Origin of the sequence: Eubacterium segne, assembly GCF_014287775.1 — a bacterium.
Taxonomy (GTDB): Bacteria; Bacillota; Clostridia; order Lachnospirales; family Lachnospiraceae; genus Eubacterium_G; species Eubacterium_G segne.
In genome coordinates this window covers 85,835-104,415 of record NZ_JACOOZ010000010.1, presented here as the reverse complement: position 1 = coordinate 104,415, position 18,581 = coordinate 85,835, and the positions used below count along the sequence as shown (strand labels likewise).

18 protein-coding genes and 1 riboswitch are annotated in these 18,581 nt (G+C 35.4%); of the genes, 1 reads left to right on the top strand and 17 read right to left on the bottom strand.

The features are described 5' to 3' along the window. Window positions 1–37: 37 nt before the first annotated feature. The 16 genes from H8S00_RS13990 to H8S00_RS12640 form a co-directional block, all read right to left on the bottom strand. A complete protein-coding gene (locus H8S00_RS13990) occupies window positions 38–163 on the bottom strand; it encodes a hypothetical protein (RefSeq protein ID WP_279220127.1) in 126 nt (41 codons plus the stop codon). A 150-nt stretch (window positions 164–313) separates the two neighbouring features. Further along, window positions 314–532, bottom strand: a complete 219-nt coding sequence (locus tag H8S00_RS12710; protein WP_118590130.1) for a hypothetical protein — start codon at window positions 530–532, stop codon at window positions 314–316. A 734-nt stretch (window positions 533–1,266) separates the two neighbouring features. Next, a complete protein-coding gene (locus tag H8S00_RS12705; RefSeq protein WP_186840667.1) occupies window positions 1,267–1,929 on the bottom strand; it encodes an HAD family hydrolase in 663 nt (220 codons plus the stop codon). A gap of 2 nt (window positions 1,930–1,931) precedes the next feature. Continuing rightward, window positions 1,932–2,768 carry a TrmH family RNA methyltransferase gene (locus H8S00_RS12700; protein ID WP_186840666.1) on the bottom strand — a complete coding sequence of 279 codons (837 nt, stop codon included), beginning with the start codon at window positions 2,766–2,768 and terminating at the stop codon, window positions 1,932–1,934. Next, window positions 2,758–3,933: a putative hydroxymethylpyrimidine transporter CytX gene (cytX, locus tag H8S00_RS12695; protein WP_021952079.1), complete on the bottom strand. Its 1,176-nt coding sequence runs from the start codon at window positions 3,931–3,933 to the stop codon at window positions 2,758–2,760. The genes H8S00_RS12700 and cytX overlap by 11 nt, the downstream gene beginning before the upstream one ends. A 25-nt stretch (window positions 3,934–3,958) precedes the next feature. Further along, window positions 3,959–4,750, bottom strand: coding sequence for a bifunctional hydroxymethylpyrimidine kinase/phosphomethylpyrimidine kinase (gene thiD, locus H8S00_RS12690; protein WP_021952078.1), 792 nt, complete (start codon window positions 4,748–4,750; stop codon window positions 3,959–3,961). 98 nt (window positions 4,751–4,848) lie between these two features. Then, window positions 4,849–5,496, bottom strand: a complete 648-nt coding sequence (gene thiE / locus H8S00_RS12685; protein ID WP_118590122.1) for a thiamine phosphate synthase — start codon at window positions 5,494–5,496, stop codon at window positions 4,849–4,851. Continuing rightward, the gene (gene thiM / locus H8S00_RS12680) at window positions 5,483–6,304 is read right to left on the bottom strand and encodes a hydroxyethylthiazole kinase (RefSeq protein ID WP_118590120.1); all 822 of its coding nucleotides are present in this window, start codon (window positions 6,302–6,304) and stop codon (window positions 5,483–5,485) included. The genes thiE and thiM overlap by 14 nt, the downstream gene beginning before the upstream one ends. A 57-nt stretch (window positions 6,305–6,361) precedes the next feature. Continuing rightward, window positions 6,362–6,468: riboswitch (TPP riboswitch) on the bottom strand. 47 nt (window positions 6,469–6,515) lie between these two features. Further along, window positions 6,516–7,826 carry an MATE family efflux transporter gene (locus tag H8S00_RS12675; protein ID WP_118590118.1) on the bottom strand — a complete coding sequence of 437 codons (1,311 nt, stop codon included), beginning with the start codon at window positions 7,824–7,826 and terminating at the stop codon, window positions 6,516–6,518. Continuing rightward, window positions 7,811–8,128 (bottom strand): helix-turn-helix transcriptional regulator, encoded by a 318-nt coding sequence (locus tag H8S00_RS12670; protein WP_118590116.1) that lies wholly within the window; start codon window positions 8,126–8,128, stop codon window positions 7,811–7,813. Before H8S00_RS12670 ends, H8S00_RS12675 begins: the two co-directional genes overlap by 16 nt. Before the next feature lie 32 nt (window positions 8,129–8,160). Next, complete coding sequence (locus H8S00_RS12665) at window positions 8,161–8,310, bottom strand: hypothetical protein (protein WP_186840665.1); 150 nt, start codon at window positions 8,308–8,310, stop codon at window positions 8,161–8,163. A 635-nt stretch (window positions 8,311–8,945) separates the two neighbouring features. Continuing rightward, the gene (locus H8S00_RS12660; RefSeq protein WP_118590114.1) at window positions 8,946–9,842 is read right to left on the bottom strand and encodes an ROK family protein; all 897 of its coding nucleotides are present in this window, start codon (window positions 9,840–9,842) and stop codon (window positions 8,946–8,948) included. After that, entirely contained in the window at window positions 9,843–12,554 is a 2,712-nt protein-coding gene (gene mngB / locus H8S00_RS12655) for a mannosylglycerate hydrolase (RefSeq protein ID WP_021952072.1), read from the bottom strand. Between the two features lie 165 nt (window positions 12,555–12,719). Further along, on the bottom strand, window positions 12,720–13,829 hold the full coding sequence (locus H8S00_RS12650) for a PTS fructose transporter subunit IIC (RefSeq protein ID WP_118590112.1): 1,110 nt from the start codon (window positions 13,827–13,829) through the stop codon (window positions 12,720–12,722). 33 nt (window positions 13,830–13,862) lie between these two features. Then, window positions 13,863–14,174, bottom strand: coding sequence for a PTS fructose transporter subunit IIB (locus H8S00_RS12645; RefSeq protein WP_021952070.1), 312 nt, complete (start codon window positions 14,172–14,174; stop codon window positions 13,863–13,865). A 1-nt stretch (window position 14,175) separates the two neighbouring features. Then, entirely contained in the window at window positions 14,176–14,628 is a 453-nt protein-coding gene (locus H8S00_RS12640; protein WP_021952069.1) for a PTS sugar transporter subunit IIA, read from the bottom strand. A 295-nt stretch (window positions 14,629–14,923) separates the two neighbouring features. Between H8S00_RS12640 and H8S00_RS12635 the strand changes: the two genes are divergently transcribed. Further along, window positions 14,924–16,858: a BglG family transcription antiterminator gene (locus tag H8S00_RS12635; protein ID WP_118590110.1), complete on the top strand. Its 1,935-nt coding sequence runs from the start codon at window positions 14,924–14,926 to the stop codon at window positions 16,856–16,858. Between the two features lie 174 nt (window positions 16,859–17,032). On the opposite strand, the gene mgtE is transcribed toward H8S00_RS12635, so the two are convergent. After that, window positions 17,033–18,427, bottom strand: coding sequence for a magnesium transporter (gene mgtE / locus H8S00_RS12630; RefSeq protein ID WP_118590107.1), 1,395 nt, complete (start codon window positions 18,425–18,427; stop codon window positions 17,033–17,035). Window positions 18,428–18,581 lie beyond the last annotated feature (154 nt).

The following is an 18,581-nucleotide window of genomic DNA, read 5'->3' as shown; positions in this document are numbered from 1 at the left end:
CTATAATAAAGAATTATCAAGGTTATTTGTTTCTGATTTAATGATTTACAGTTCCAAATAATCCCGGTCTGCTATATCCCTCTTTTTTCATATTCTTGTACCTCACTTTCTCCATTAATGAAATAACCAAATCAACATTATTATTGCTCCAATCGATAGCCATATAAGTCATGTTACTATATACGCCACGCCCCGGATTCAATCATGGAATGATGTGTTAGCATGATATCCACCTCTCTGTCATTTCTTGCGATTGGAAATTAGTTTTTTGTTTTCTTCTATATTTTTATTCTCTACTCCCCATATTTCGTCATTACTTCTTTTTATCCTTTTTTATAAAATATTCACCACGAATATATTTACGTTTAGCATAATCATTGCCATACCTGTTTATATCAAGAAATTGCTGATTTATATCAAATTCTGTATCTTCCGGCTGCTCCGGTTCGTGTAGCCAGAAATAAATCTCCTCGATATGTCCCATAACGTAACCCACTCCAATTGTTAATATTATTGTTATAATTTCTGTCATTTCTCCTACCTCCTAAAAATTTTATATTTTATATTTTTATCATACCTAAATCCTATCATCCAAGCTGTCCATTAAAAAGGACTTGCGAAGGAACTTTTGTTCGGTTTTTCCGTGGTTCCTTCAACCCTACAGGATTTTTTTCAAATTGTTTATATTTTATTGTAATTATTGCTAATCTATATGCCTAAAAAGTGCTTGTTCCTAGATATGTACAGGATATTTTTTAAATTCAAATTTTTTTATTGTAAAATTTGTGATTTCATTCCCTTCAACACCCCTTCGCAACAAATAATTACATTAATTTTTTCAAATCAAATTTGTTTTATTGTAAAATCCACGATTTCATCGCATATAACCTCCCCCCACCCACCAACAATTACATTAATTTTTTCAATCTAAATTTGTTTTATTGTAAACTTAGTAATTTAATTCCTTCGCCCACCTGCTCTCACGCCACTACCGGCAATCCCACCGGCATTTCCTTAACAATAATAAAAAGACGCTCATGCCATTTTCTGACACAGACGCCTCTCAAATTATCTCTTTTCCTACATTTTTATTACATTTTTCCCATTTTTTTCATATACTGCATTTACACTACATTTTCCCATTTTTTCCCTATACTGCATTTACACTACATTTCCCTATTTTTTCCATATACTGCATTTACACTACATTTCCCCATTTTTTCCCTATACTGCATTTACACTACTTTTCCACGCATCTTCCCTATACTACTTTTCTTCTATCTTTCTCATTACGTCCTTATATCCACTCCAGTCCGTAATGTAAATATCCGCCAGTTCCTTTACCTGCTCCTGGTTTCCGGCACTGCTTTCATCATATATTCCCACAGTGTTTAACCCCATGCCCTTAGCTGTTCTCATAGAGTATGCGGCATCCTCAAACAACCACGTATCAGCAGTTGTTGTTCCCATCTTCTCCATTGCCTTTAAGAAAATATCCGGTGAAGCTTTTCCTTTTCCCACTTCAGTAGTGGTAAATATTTCATCAAAATACTTCATAAGGTCAAGTCGTTTAAGAGCTGCCTCAATCATAGGTCTGTCTGTAGATGTGGCAATAGTCATTTTAATGTCCATCTCCTTTGCATCCTCTAGGAAATTTCTCACATATTTCTTTTCCATTGCTTCCTTATCATAGAATTCAAACACCCTGTTGTTTATTCCGTCACAGATTTCCTCTATGGAAAGGTCAAGACCGTAGTTCTTTTTAAGATATTCTGCCCCTTCCGCCATGGTCAGGTCAAACATTACTTCTCCAATATTTTCATCTGTTTTAATTCCTAAACTTTCAAGATACAACTTTCCTGCATCCATCCATATGGACATTGAATCAAGTATTGTTCCGTCTACATCAAAAATAAATCCTTTAGCCAAGCTTATTCTCCTTTCCTGCTAATCTGCCAAAAAGCCACGGCACTTGCAGCTGCCACATTTAATGAGTCAACTCCGTGAGCCATAGGTATTTTTACCGTATAATCACTTGCCTCAATGGTTTCAGCCATTAAGCCTTCCCCTTCTGTTCCAAGTATAATGGCAAGCTTTTCCTGTGACAACAATTCTTTATTATCAATACTTACTGAATTGTCAGTAAGTGCCATTGCCGCAGTTTTAAATCCCATATTTTTAAGGATTTTCATGCCATCATATGGCCATTTTAACTCCCCATCAAAAAAAGTCCAGGGAATTTGAAACACAGTTCCCATACTTACCCTTATGGCACGTCTGTATAGTGGATTGCTGCACCCCGGTGTCATTAAAACAGCGTCCATTCCAAGAGCTGCTGCCGAGCGAAATATTGCCCCTATATTAGTTGGATTCATAACATTTTCCAATATGGCTATTCTCTTAGCCCCGGCACAAACCTCTTCTATGGTTTTAAGCTTTGTTCTGTGCATGGCACATAACATGCCTCTTGTAAGTTTAAATCCTGTTATTTTTGATAACACATCAAACTCCGCTGTATACACCGGAACACTGCCACATCTTTTTATAATGTATTTTGCCTCTCCATCTATATGTCTGTGTTCCACCAGCATGGAAATAGGTTGGTATCCTGCATCTAAGGCTCTCTCCACTACCTTTGGACTTTCCGCTATAAAAATTCCACCGTCCCTGCCAAAGCCTCTAAGCAACTCCGACTCATTACATCTGGCATATATGTCTAGTTTCTTAGATTCAAAATCCGTTATTTCCACAATGTTATTATTTTGCATTCTTAACTCCAAATTTGCTTACTATCACACATATAATCACGGTAATTACCATATCCGGCAATGTATTACCTACAATTATATCTACTGTCATCAAATATCTGTACAGTACAAATCCGATTATCCATATGACCACATTTGCTACTTCCACATTTTTTTCTGTGCTATCCTTCTTTATAATAAAGAAATCCGCTATCTGAATTGCAATCATTGGTGCAAAAACTGAACCGATTAAGTACAAAAAGTCTGTAATATCATCCATTGGATAAACAATTGCAGCTATTGTTCCCACTATTGTAACAGCGATTGCCATATATTTTCCTTTTATTTTATGTGAAATGGTTTCGCTGGAAATTCCTGCTGAATAAGCATCTAAATAAGTAGTTGTAACTGTAGAAAATACAATTATTAAAAGACCTGCAATTCCCAAACCTGCCTTTAACATAATCTGGTCAATTCCTGCATCCTGTGTATAAATTGCAGCTCCCATTCCGATTATGTACATCCAACAGCTTACCAAACCATATACAATGGCACTGGCTGCAGTTGCTTTAACAGGCTTTTCGGCTTCTCTTGTGTAATCACTAATAAGAGGCAGCCATGAAAGAGGCATTGCAACGGCTAATTCCACTGCTGCTCCAAAGGTAAGCCCGTCTCCTGCAACGCTAACCATCTGATGATTGTCAAAAAATACTACTTTACAAAGAATAATTGTAAGTATAAATAACGCTGACATTGCTACTACATTTATTTTTTCCACATTGCTTATTCCCACAATAATCCACAAAATAATAAGTACGCCTATTACAAGACACCATACCCATTTTCCTGTGTTAAATATGCCGTTAGCAGATATTGCTCCATCATAAATCATTATTGCCGTCCATCCTGCTAACTGAATTACATTTAATGCTGAAAAGATAATGCTTCCTTTTTGTCCAAAGCTTATCTTAACTGTTTCCATTGAACTTTTCTTTGTTTTAGCGCCAATTATTCCTGCTAAAAACAATAACACACATCCAATAATATGTCCAATAACTGTTGCCAGTATACCCTTTGTCATACCAAGGGATGCCAAATATGTTCCTGTTACGATTTCTGCAATTGATACCCCTGCCCCAAACCAGATTAAACTGTTACTAAATACTGATGTTCCTTTTTTCTCCATGTGATGTTCCTCTTTCCTTTATATTTTAGTATTCGCCTTTAATTGCAAATGCGTGGTTCATAGGTCCACTGCCTTTTCCTAAATCAAGCATTGCAGCCAATGCTCCTGAAATGTAAGCTTTTGCTTTTTCTACTGACTCATCTAAATCTCTGCCTTTTGCCAGATTTGAGGCAATGGCACTAGAAAGAGTGCATCCTGTTCCGTGAGTATTTGGATTATTAATTCTTTTTCCGTAAAACCACTTGTATTCCCCGTTGCTATATAACAAATCGTTGGCGTCATTTATGCTATGACCTCCCTTGCATAATACGGAGCAGTTATATTTTTCACTAATATATGCTGCTGCCTTAATCATGTCTTCCTCATTGCTAATAGTCATTTCCGACAATACTTCCGCTTCCGGAATATTTGGCGTAATCACTGTGGCTAATGGTATAAGGTATTCCTTTAATGTTGCAATTGCATCATCGCTAATTAATTTAGCTCCACTAGTTGCCACCATTACCGGGTCTAAAACAATGTTTTTTCCATTGTATTTTTTCAAGTTACAGGCTATGGTTTTAATAAGTTCACCGGAAGATACCATACCTATCTTAATTGCATCCGGTGTAATATCCTCAAAAATAGCCTTTAACTGTGCCTCTAAAAATTCAGGACTTACCTCATAAATATCTGATACGCCGGTGGTATTTTGTGCAGTTAAAGCTGTAATGGCACTCATGGCATAAACACCATTAGCTGTCATTGTCTTTATATCTGCCTGTATTCCGGCGCCTCCACAAGAATCGCTTCCCGCAATTGTTAATGCTGTATTCATTTTCTTTCCTCCTTGCTTTTTCCTATGGTCAATAGTTTTAATCTATCGTTTTATATAGCGGTAAAAGGTGGTGCCCCCAATTTGCCGCTTTGTTTTCTTTATTTAATCATTTCTAAAGTTTTTTCTTTAAGTTCTGCTGTTGCTTCTTCAATATTTTTCTGGGCAAATATTGCACTAATTACAGCAATACCGCATATTCCGCTACCGGATAGCTCTTTCACGTTATCCTTTGTAATGCCTCCAATGGCAATAACCGGAATATCCACTGCCTGGCAAATTGCCTTCAATGTATCGTAAGATACATCCTCTGCATCATCCTTTGAGCCTGTAGGGAATACTGCTCCTACTCCTAAGTAATCAGCGCCTCTCTCCCGGGCTTTTATTGCCTGCTCCACTGTTTGAGCTGACACACCGATTATTTTGTCATTGCCGATTTTTTTTCTTACGTCTCCGGCTTCCATGTCACTTTGTCCTACATGTACGCCATCTGCATCCATTTTTAATGCAATGTCAACATTGTCATTTATAACAAAAGGAACATTGTACTTTTTACATAATTCCTTTATTTCAATGGCTTCCTGTAAAAAACTTTCCTCATCTAATTTTTTCTCTCTTAACTGAACAAAAGTTGCTCCGCCTTTTAATGCTTTTTCAACCTGTTCATAAAGTGTTTCGCCATTTAACCATGCTCTGTCGGTTACGGCATAAAGCAATAATTCTTCCGGTGTTGTATTACCTGATTTCATATTTTGCTCCTTTTTCTAATACTTCTCCATCCATGTTGTAAATAGCATCAATTATTCTGTTTCTGTAAGTTGAATTTCCGTCACCTTCTGCCATTCTTTCGTAGCCGATTTCTCCTGCTAACCCCATGGCACATACTGCTGCAGCTGCTGCCTCAAGTTTGTTATTCTTGTTAGCAACTACAAATGCTGTCATCATTCCTGATAACTGACAGCCTGTTCCTGTGATGGCACTCATTTCCGGTCTTCCGTTTCTTATAACATAGCACTTATCACTGTCACATACTAAATCAATTGCTCCTGTAACGGCAATAATGCTTCCCGTAGCCTTTGAAAAAGCCTTTAACTTAGCTATTGTTTCGTCTATGTTATCTTCTGTAACTTTATCTGCCACGTCAGCATCTACACCTTTTGTGCTTCCGCTTCCTAACATCAAAGTTTTAATTTCAGAAATATTTCCTCTAATAACATCAAACTTAACCTCATCAATTAACTTGTTTGCTGTTTCTGTTCTAAGCTTACTTGCGCCTGCTCCAACAGGGTCTAACAATGTAACATGACCTAATTCGTTTGCTTTCTTTCCTGCTGCAAACATTGAAGGTATTGTGTTTTTGTTAAGAGTTCCAATGTTAATGTTAAGTCCTCCACATATAGAGGTAATATCCTCTACATCATCAATGTCATCTGACATGATGGGACTTCCGCCACAGGCTAACAATACATTTGCCACATCGTTTACAGTTACGTAATTTGTAATGTTATGTACTAAAGGTACATTTTTTCTTACATTTTCAATACATTCCTTAAACATCTTTTCCTCCTGATATTTTTATAAAATAAAACGGACAAACCTAACCTGGCTTATCCGTAATGAATCCTTTTATATTCCCTACGTTGGCATTATCCAAATCAGGTTAAAGGGTCGAAGTTGATTACTTCCTCTCAGCCTGCCTACAAGCTCCCCTGCTATTAAATTTGTCCGGTACTATTGTATATCTATTTGGAAGATATTTCAATAAGTTTTATTTCTTTTTCATATATATAATTCCCGTTATATCCGCCAGCGCCCATCCAATAGGAATTGCCATCCATATTCCGATTTCCCCTATAAATGGAGACAGAATATATGCTAATGCAACTCTTGTACCTAGAGATATTACCGTAAGAACAACTGACATTTCCACCTTTTTAATTGCCCTATAATACCCATATAATAGAAACAGACAGCCTATGCCAAAATAAAATGCCCCTTCTATTCTTAAATATTTTATACCTGCTGCAATAACCATAACTTCTTTTTTGCTGATAAAAATATGCATAAGAGGCTTGGCAAAAATCCACACTAAAAGGGATATGACAATGCTAAAGGAAATACTCATTATAAATGCTGCCTTAGTACCTTTTCTTATTCTGTCTTTATTCCCTGCACCATAGTTTTGTGCAACAAATGTTGAGTAGGCATTGCCGAAATCCTGTACCGGCAGATATGCAAATGTATCTATTTTAACTGCTGCCGCAAATGCCGCCATAATAGTTGTTCCAAAGCTATTTACCAATCCCTGAACCATTAATATACCAAAATTCATAACTGATTGCTGAAGACATGTTAAACAGGACAAATTGGCAATTTCCTTAAGTATATTTTTGTTAAAATGAAGCTGACTTCTTTCAGGATAAAGATCTCTTCTTGTTTTCAACACATAAATTGTTATACCAACACCTGATACATACTGGGAAATAACCGTAGCAAATGCTGCCCCTCCTATTCCCATGGACAATACCATAACAAACAGCAAATCAAGACCTATATTAAGAACCGCTGAAACTGCAAGAAAAACTAAAGGTGCCGTAGAATTTCCCAGTGCCCTTAAAAGACATGAAAAGAAGTTATAAAGGGATGTGGCAAAAAGCCCTGAAAAAATAATTATTAAATATGTCCTCATTCCTTCATAAACATCCTCCGGAGTTCTTAAAAAGTGCATTATTCCGTCAATTCCTACATATACTGCCACATTTAAAATCACGGTTATTAACATAATAAGCACAAATGCATGAATTATTGACAATTTAAGCAACTTATCCTCGCCTTTACCCTGATAAATAGAAAAAAGTGCTCCGGAACCCATACTTAGTCCTAAAAATATTGATGTTAAAAAAGTCATCAGGGTATATGCAGAACCTACCGCCGCTAACGCTGCTTTTCCTAAAACCTGACCTACTATCAGGGTGTCTGCTATATTATAAAATTGCTGCAAAAGATTTCCTGCTATCATCGGCAACGCAAAAAGCAGAAGACTTTTATATATTTTTCCTTTAGTTAAATCGTAGTACATTTCTTCTTCTCTTTATTTTTGTATTCTCTGGGACTTACTCCCACTATTTTCTTAAAGGTTTCCGCAAAATAACTTGAGCCATTAAATCCACATTCATAGGCTATTTCCGTCATTTTCATATCTGTTTTCATAATTAAATCAATGCTTTTGTCTATCCTGTATTCTACCAGGTAATCATTAGGACTTCTATTTATTATTTCTTTAAAAATTTTGCAACACTGGCTTCTACTAACATTGCCTGCTTCAGCTATTTCTTCTAACTTAATAGGTTCTTTATAGTTAAACTGAATAAACGCAATCATTTTATGCAATGTATCTGCCCAGGGTGATACACCTATTTTTTCTGCCCCTTTACAACTCCAAATATAGCTGTTCCCAATAACGCAATACAAATAATTGCCAATATAATCTTCTTCATAATAGTAATCCTCTTTATAATTTCAATCTTAGTTTCTAATGTTTTTCTGTGTATTTTCAGTATCAATGAAATTTACATATTTTCTATTTGTTGCATTTTTATTTGCACAACAAGCTCTTTTATTATAAAGATAATCGATTTATTTGCAAGTTCTGTCTCGCAATTTGGAGTAATTGATTACGGTTAAGTTTCAATTCTTTCAGGACTTTTCTGTGAAATTATTAATTTCCTTGGTCTCACCCGGGGAAGGGGCGATTCCTACCAGGATTTAACCATGAATTCATCAATTTCCTGGTTCAATTTACTAATTTCAGCCATAAAATGGGCGATTCCTACCGGGATTTAACCATGAATTCATAAATTTCCTGGTTCATTTTACTAATTTCAGCCATAAAATGGGCGATTCCTACCAGGATTTAACCATAAATCCATCAATTTCCTGGTTCAATTTACTAATTTCAGCCATAAAATGGGCAATTCGTTCCAGGATTTAACCATGAATCCATCAATTTCCTGGTACAAGAAATTTTCCATGTCTTACAAATTAATAATCCCATTACTTACATATCAAAAAAGAGCCTTACGCCAACACGTCCCACCAATGTGTTTCATGCCAACATAACGCTCTTTTTGTTCTTTTGTCTTTCCGTCTATTTTTGTTTTGAAAAGCTTATTTCTATTTTACCTTGAAAAGTTTCCGTCTATTTTTGTTTTGAAAAGGCGAGATAGCCTGCGCCAATTAAACCTGAATCTTCATTTAATGTGGATTTTCTAACCTTTATATATGGCTTCATTACTCCGTAAACTTTTTCCTTAACCAAAGCTTCTATTTCTTCCACAAATCCATCAATCTTAAGGGCAACAGAGCCACCTAATATTACGATATCCGGGTCAGCGAAACCATATATTAAAGCAATGAAGTTAGCAAGATAATTTTTTGCGTCCTTCATTATTCCTGCTGCCACTTCATTTCCTGACAATGCCAAATCATTAACTTCTCCGGCATGTTTAACTAAAAGTCCTGCCTTTTTGGCTCTTTCAGTAATGGCTGTTCCACTGCTAATTGCCTCAATTCCTCCCGGAAGAATGTTTCCGTGGCTTGGGCCGTCCTGAATCATAATACTATTTGCCACTTCGTTGGCAAAACCATGGGCACCTAAATAAACCTCTTTGTTAATAACAAAGCCGGCGCCAAGTCCTGTAGATACAGTTAAATACTGCACAATATTACAATCCTTTCCCTCACCAACTACTGCTTCAGCCAATCCTGCCAAATTAGCATCGTTATCTAAGTAAACAGGCTTACCGATTTTCTCACTTAACACCTTTGAAATTTCAAGATTATGCCACTTACCATTAAGATTAGGCGGTGTCAAAACCTTTCCATTTATTAAATCAAGAGGTCCCGGACATGACATTCCAACACCTACAATATCCTTATCAAAGGATTTGATAATGTGACATATTTCATTAAGTGTATTTTCCGGTTCCTTATTATCAGTAGAGAACTGCTCTCTACTGATAATATTTAACTCTTCATCTATTAGGGCAACTCTTGTATTGGTTCCTCCAATATCGATTGCTACCGCATATCTCATTTATTTCACCCATATTGTCACAAACTTACAGTGTGACAATTCCTTTACTGAAATTGTGTTATTTTCAACCTTGATAGCCTCTGTCTTTTCTTCTCTTAAGTTAGTATAATATGCCTCTTTTACATCAAAATTGAACTTAATTTTATCATCCAAATTCCTATGGTCTTTTCCATTGTAAAGACGAATAATATATCCATCATCTTCTTCTGCCTTTTTAATAGCTGATACCACAAGATTTCCTTCAGTTTCAAACAGGCTGTGAACAATATCATTCTTTCCTTCAATTTCTCTTTGTGAGAAAATAAGTCTGCCATTTAAGAACTCAGCATATGTGTACACTTCCATATTTGTATCGTACTGTTTTGCCAATGTATCAATATCAGCGTCGTTAATATCTCCTGCATAAGTTGTAAATCCAAAGTTAAATTCCATTTGCTTTAACAACTGAGCTGCCGGTGTTTCAATAATTCTCTCTCCACTGGCACGTCCCGGACGATATATAAGATTCTCCTTACCCATAAATCCATAGGTTCTAAACAATGTTAATCTTATTTTGCTGTCATCTAATACTTCGTACTCACGCACTCCCTGTGGAATAACTGCAACGCCTGTTTTTCCATCAGTAAGAGATACATATGACTGTGTAGGTTCAATGCTAATAGGTGGCTCCTGCCATGTAGACTGGTCATTTGCCCAGTTGGCAAGTTCCTGTATTCCTGTCTTCTTTTCAGACCTATTATTCATTGATTCCATATACAGTTTCATTTCTTTTTCGTAGTAATTAGGACGTTTAATAAGTCCAAACTGCTGGTCTGCATAGTTAAATGCAGAAACTATCTGGCTGTCAAATACTACACATAATCTGTGGGAAAGACCTTTGTTATCAACCTTAACATTGAAATCAATAACCTTTGAGCCTTTTCTTAAGGCAACTGTCATATCAACAGGCATTGTTACGCTGACTTTTCCCTCTGCTCTCTCTTCAAGATTTTCAGGAACAACCATGTCAAAATGAATAACTGCCTGACTGTAAACATCACTTCCGCTAATTTTTACAGAAGACTCTGATTCATTTGAAAATACTTCCAAATCTTTTCTTGGTGGTGAGTAGTTAAAGCTGTCTCCGTCGTCACCATTTTCAACCAATATTCCCTGATTTTTGTATGTTACATTATTTTCCTTATCTACTATTGTAAGTGAGCCGTCCTTTTCCACTTCAATTGTGTAATATTCATTTTCAAGAACTGACTTCTCTTCCATTTCCTTATGGCTGTCTTTTTCTGTGTCAACACTGTACTGTACATATCCAAGAGCCGGCACATCATTAGCCTTAATTGCCATTGTAACTTCAAAAACATGGTCAGGAATGTAGAATTTTCTTGACGGGTCAATAGTAATAATCTGGGATAAAACATAATCCGTTAAATCTCTTGACTGAATAATTGTATAATCTACATTATTTCCCTTTTCATCAACAATTGCAAATTTTCCACCTGGAACATAAGTTTTAACAATAACTGTATCTTCACGTTTCTGTGGTAATGTATTGATTAATGTAAATGTCATATCTGCACTGTTTTTAACATTAGTTGCAATTAATCTTGAATGAAGTTCCACAAGATTTATGGCAATATCTCTTGCCTGCTTATACCTTACATAAACATCTTCGTTGGCTGTATCGGAAATACATGAACCAATTGAATCATGAGCTGAATTTTCAAATAACAGCTTCCAGATTTCTGCCACTGCCTCGTGAGGATATTCATTTCCTAAGTTATAAGAAATTGTAAGTAAAGGCTCCATTACATTTGTAACATAATTTTGAATCTGAGTGTTCATAACCTTAAGGTCTGAACGGGATGAGAAAATTGACTTGTGTATTCTCATATGCTTTGCAATAACTAACTCGCCCTGTACTTCCTCCAATTCCGGCTTTTCACTTTTAACATCCTTAATATAATCTTCAATACAGCTGATAACATACTCGTTCTCAGGATCTTTCTCGTTTCTTTCCTTTATAAGCTGTGGAAGATTGGTACGGATAGGTGCCTGATCAAATCCGTTAGGGAAATATATATGTCTTGTAGCACTACGTCCACCTGCTTTTTCAAGACACTCCTTCTCCCAAAATTCATCATTTTCCTTTGGATCTTCCGGAATCTTTCCACCAATATAATAACCGAAAGGAATCTGTGTTGTAAATACCACGCTGCCGTCATCACCTTTCCAGTTGAAATCAGTGTGTTCAACCATGTCATCACTAACACCACGCCAGAATAATGTATCTTCAATGCCAAATTCCCTGTAAATCTGCGGCATGTTTCCTGACTGTCCAAAAGAATCCGGCACATAACCTACATTCATGTATTTTCCAAAGCTTTCGCAACGCTTCATTCCGTAATACATATTTCTTACAATGCTTTCTCCTGAAATAACCAACTGGTCTGTCTGGGTATACCAAGGACCTATAACCAGTTTTCCCATTTTCACAAGCTTTGTAATGCGCTCTTTATCCTGTGGTCTCCACTTTATATAATCATCTAATAATGAGCCCTGGGCATCAACCATAAAATACTTAAATTCAGGGTCACTTTCTAATGTATCAAGAACATCTCCCAAATCCTTCATAAGATATACTTTTGATCTTGATGTGGTAAAATACCATTCTCTATCCCAATGTGAATGTGGTACTACATGTATCTTTCTTTTCATTTCAATTCCTTTCCTTATTTATTTTAAAGTAAATAATTTTAAAACAGGCAGGGGCAAAAACTTAGCCCCTGTCCATTAACTGAGTTATTAATTTGTTGTAATACTTATAAACTTATGAGTGACAAAATTTACTTTTGATACCACGTCATAATATATTATTTTTTACTATTTAACATCTTCAAAAGATATTTCAATTTCATCAATATCAATGTCTTCTGACTTTCCTTCGTCTCCTTCATTAAAGTCAACCACTAATGTTGCAAGTAAAGCGATGATTAATGCTCCTACTAAAATACCTATAAGGTAAGCCCATCCATGTGTTACTGATACGAATCCGTAAATTCCACCAACAGGAGGGATGTCACCTTTTCCACCTAAAAGAGCAATTACAGCTGTACCAATAGCTGCACCAAACATGTTAATTGGAATTAAGAACTGAGGTTTTACAAGTGTGAAAGGAATAGCTCCTTCTGTAATTCCTACAAATCCCATTGCCCAGTTTGATTTACCTGTCTCTCTAAATTCTGCTGAGAATCTCTTCTTTCTGATTACTGTTGCAATAGCGTATGCAAGTGGTGGCATACAAATTGCTGCGTTGATAAATACGTTTGGCTGATAAATTCCTTCTGCCATTAATGCGTTTCCTGCCATCCATGCTGACTTGTTGATTGGGCCACCCATATCGCAGGCAATCATTGCTCCAAGGATTAATGCCATTACTAACTGTGAGCTCTGGTTCTGGCACATTGAACTAATCCAGTTTACAAGCCATGTGTTTATTGCTGCTAATGGTGTTGCCAATATAACACCCATAATTATTGCAACTAATCCTGTTGCTATTAAAGGACAAACAACCAGTGGCATTACAGAATTCATTGACTGTGGTAACTTAATGTGCTTCTTAGCCCATTTTACTGAATAACCTGCAATAAAAGCTGCAATTACAGCACCTAAGAATCCTGCGTAAGTATTTGATGCAACTGCACCACCGATTAAACCTGCACCAATTGCCGGCTTATCTGCAATACTGTAAGCAATAAATCCTGCTAATACTGTATTAACCATTCCAATACCTGTCCAACCTACATTTTCAATTAACTTCATTATATGCCAGATTCCTGTTCCATCTGCATATGGATCTAATGAAGTGATACCAAAACATAATGCAATAAGCTTTGGTATTGCAACTACTAATGATGCTCCGATAATAAGTGGAAGCATGTAGCCGATACCTGTCATCAAATGACCTTTAGCGTCTTTAAAAAACTGTTTCATTTCTTAATCTCCTTTTTTATTTATTATTAATTTTTATTTGCTAACTGCTGCTACACATTTTTTAAGTACAGCTTCCGGTGCCTTGATACAAATGTTTATATCAACACGGATAACTTTCTTGCCGGCGAAACGTTCCATGCCAACGATTTTCTGGTCTGATGCAATGATTACCAAATCTGCTGCCTTTGCTTCTTCATCAGTAATTGTATTTACCTGACCCATGCTGCCCTGCTGTTCCATTTTTACGTCATATCCTAATGCCTGTCCTGCCTTCTCCAATGCCTTTGCTGCCATTGGTGTGTGTGCAAGTCCTGCCGGACATGCTGAAATTCCAACGATCTTCATCTTAATTATCCTCCTTCATGATTTTTAATATATATTCCTTTAACATTGACTTGTCTGTTGAAGACTTAACTGTGTCTTTAAATTCGTCTTCTAACAAACTTGTTGCCAATTTTGAAATCATTATTAAGTGTTCATTTCCTGCCTTCTCAGTAGGAACTATTAAGGCAAACACATATTTCACTTTTGTGTCGTCCATTGTTTCCCAATCTAATGGATTTTTGCATTTTACAAAAAATACTGCTGTTTCTTTTGCGTATTCTGACTTTGCATGAGGAATTGCAAATTCATTCTGAAGTCCTGTAGAATACTCAGCTTCTCTTTTTAAGAAATCACTCTTTAAGCCTTCCTTGTTGTCTGTAATTCCCATTTTCAATGCTTTTTCGCTTACAAAGTCAAGTAACTGTTCCTTGGATGCTACATCAACATCTAAAAAAATATATTCTTCTCTAATCATTCTTTTTTCCCTTCTCTATGTGCTTTTCTTTGTTACTATGGCTATATCATAATCCACCGGCATTTCCATTTCAATTCATACGATTTCCAATTGAAAACGGAAATCATTACAATTAAAAATCCGGTATTTCCGTTTCAAAGTGGAAATAATGTGCAATTGTTGTATCACATTTCCGTTTCAAAACGGAAATTTTTGACTTTGCTCTTTTTAGTTAAATATTCTATACTATGTTATATATAAATAAGGCGTGAATTAAATATCAGACATTATTACTTTTTAATAGGAGAGAGGATATATGTTTCAACACAAACGTTTAAACATGATGTTCAATCATATTAGGAAAAACGAATATACTCCTGTAAGCAGTCTCCAGTCATTGCTAAACATTACCGACCGAACTATCCGCAATGACATTTTGGAAATTAATGATACTTTGTCTGCTTGTGGAGCTTTGGTTAAACTTAAGAGAAATTACGGATATTATATAGAAATAACTGATGATGAAAAATATTCAGATTTTCTAAAAACCTTTGAACACAGTGATGATAAAAAAATGAATATTGATACTTCTGAGGAGCGTATTAAATATATACTTAATGAATTGTTGTCCTCTGAGGATTATGTATCTATGGATGAGCTTTCGGAAACTGTATTTATTTCAAAAAATACTTTAAATAAATATATAAAGACTATTAAAAATATTGTTAATAAGTATGATTTGGAATACATTACAAAACCAAGCTCCGGTGTAAAAATCATTGGTTCCGAGGACAGAATCAGAAAGTTATATGTGGAATATATACTGTCCGCTAACTTTAATGAATATGTCACTTCCTTTACCAAGGAAGAACGTTCTATTTTTAGTAACATTGATTTGGACTGGCTTAGAAAAATTACCATTGACCAGTTAAATAGTCATTTTGTAAAAACCAGTGATTATAATATGAAAAATATTATTATTCATCTTGCATTAATGACAACCCGTGTTCTTGGTAATCATTATATTAACCTGTATAATATAACACCGGATTCTTCTATTATGGGATTGATTAACGGATTATGCCGGGAAATTGAGGAAAAATACGATATTATTCTGTCTCAAAGTGAAAAGAATTATATGTATCTCCAGCTTATTGCCAATACTCATTTAGATATTACTTATATTGACGATGAGAAGCTTCGGGATTCCATTAATCAGATGCTTGAGGTTATTTATACTGATTTTAATTTTGACTTAAGAAATGACGAAATTTTGTGTGCGGATTTGTTTAGGCATCTTAAGTCTATTTTTACCAGTAAACTTTATGATCTAAACAGTAATAATCCTTTGCTTGAAACCATAAAGACCAATTATCCTTTAGAATATGAGATTACTCTTACTGCAATTGCCAAAACTTTTGTTTTTGAGCCTTATGTTTTAAAGGAAGATGATGTAGGCTATGTTTCAGTTTATATTGGAGCTGCCATTGAGAGATGTTATTATAAATCCCAGAAAAAGAAAAATGTTATTCTTGTTTGTGGCAGCGGTCATGCAACTACACGAATGCTTGAAACAAGACTTAACATAGTTTTTCCGGACAAAATTAATATTGTAAAGTGTTTGTCCTATAATGAATATTCAAGCTACACTAAGGAAGATGTGGAAGATATTGATTTTGTTATTACAACTATTACTTTAGATAATAACCTTCTTCCGTCAGTTATGGTTGATTTCGCTTTAAACAATAAAGATGTGGAATCTATCAACAGACATTTGTCTAAGATGCTTCATAAACGTCTTCAGATGTTTGAGCACTTTTTTGATAAGGATTTGTTTATGCGGCTTAAAGGCAATACCACCAAGGAAGACGTTATAAGAACCATGTATCAGAAAACTTACGACAAAGGTATTGTAGACGAGCGTTTTATTGATTCCGTACTAAAACGTGAGGAAATTGGCAAAACAAATATGAATGACGTTTTTGCCCTTCCACACCCTATGGAATTATGTGCTACAGATACCAAGGTTGTGGTGGCTCTGTTAGACAATCCTATTAACTGGAACGAAAGCAACATGATTCAAATTGTGTTTATGCTGGTAATAAAACAGGGTGAGCAAACAGATTTTGAGCATTTATATGATATTTTTATTGAAATAATCAGTGATAGCAAGCTACAGCAAAAAATTATAAATTCTCAAACCTATGAGGAATTTATGGATGTGCTCTACGATGGCATAAGTATAGATTAAAGTTAAAAATACCCGGATATAGCGACTAAATAACTATATCAGGGTATTTTCTATAATTCTTCTGTTTTATAAGTTGTATATCCCTCGTAATAATAACTACAATCAATGCCTTTCACATGAAGCAGAACTGATACTTTAATTATAACATATCTTTTGGCAAATACCTGTATTTTATTAAACAAGATTAAAAATATTTATAAGGAATATTAAAGCCAGTCCGTAGTATGTTACCACTGCCACTAAATCATTTACGGTGGTAATCAAAGGGCCTGATGCAACTGCCGGGTCAATTTTAATTTTGTGAAAAATCATTGGTATTGCAGTTCCCACAATACTTGATATAACCATGGCAACTAAAAGGGATACTCCCACACATGCTGATATTAAAAATGCGCTGCCCCATGCATAATGCTTAAAAACATGAATGTATATACCTAAAAATGCCAGTGACATTATTCCTAAAATGGAGCCGTTAAGCAATCCCACTCTTACTTCCTTAACCAATAGCGTAAGTTTTTGCTTTCCTGTCAGCTGTTCATCCATTAACACCCTGATAGTTACTGCAAGGGACTGGGTTCCAACGTTTCCTGCCATATCGAGCACCAGAGACTGGAAGCATATAACTATCGGTAAAACTGCCACTACTGATTCAAACATTCCCACCACTGATGATACCGCCATACCTAAAAATAACAATATAATCAGCCATGGAAGCCTTTTTTTACTGCTTTCAATAACCGGCTCTTTCAAATCTTCTTCCGCTGTAAGACCACCTAACTTAGCGTAATCTTCTCCCATTTCATCATCAACTAATTCTACAATGTCATCTGAAGTAATTACACCTACTATTTCTCCGGTAATCTTAAGCACCGGTATTGAATCCTCTGAATACTCCACAATCTTGTCCATACACTCATCTATCAGGTCATGCTCAAGAAGATACGGATATGACTGGCTGATTATTTCAATTAATTTATCGTCCTTTCTTGCAAGAATCATATCTTTTAAATCAATTGCCCCAAAATATTTTTCATTATCATCAACAACATAAATTGTGGAAATATTGTCGTTGTCTCCTGCCTGTTTTAAAAGCTCCTTAGTTGCCTCCCCAATAGTTAAATGATTGTGAATGCATATATAATTAGTTGTAATGCGGCTTCCGATTTCATCCTCGCTATAGGACATAATCTTTTGCACATCTTCCTTTAGATTTTCATCAAGATGCTTTAAGATTTTTTCCCTTTTATTTTCATCAAGACTTTCTATTAAATCAACTGCATCATCGGAATCCATTAATGATATTACTTTTACTGCTTTTTCTAATGTTAATTCATTAAAATATTTTTCTATATCATCAATATAAGTGAAAATCTCTGCAACATGCTTTGCCCCTAAAATCCTATATATATGTTTTCTTTCATTTTCAGTAAGGCATGTTAAAGCCTCTGCAATATCATTGTAATGGTAGTTGTCAATTCTTTTTGCCAGTTCTTTTTCAGGCAATGTGCTTCTCATTAAAGCTACAAGCTCTTTAACATAGTTCTTTTTTTCAAATTTTCTTGTTTTCATTTATGCCTCCTTACTTTTGTGCATATAACCACTCATCTATATGATTTTATTTTTGCACACAAAAAATACACCACTTAAAGTGGAACCTACAGTTACATGTTGTGATGTATGCTATAATTCCCTGTGGTGTATAAAAAGACATATGAATAAAAAG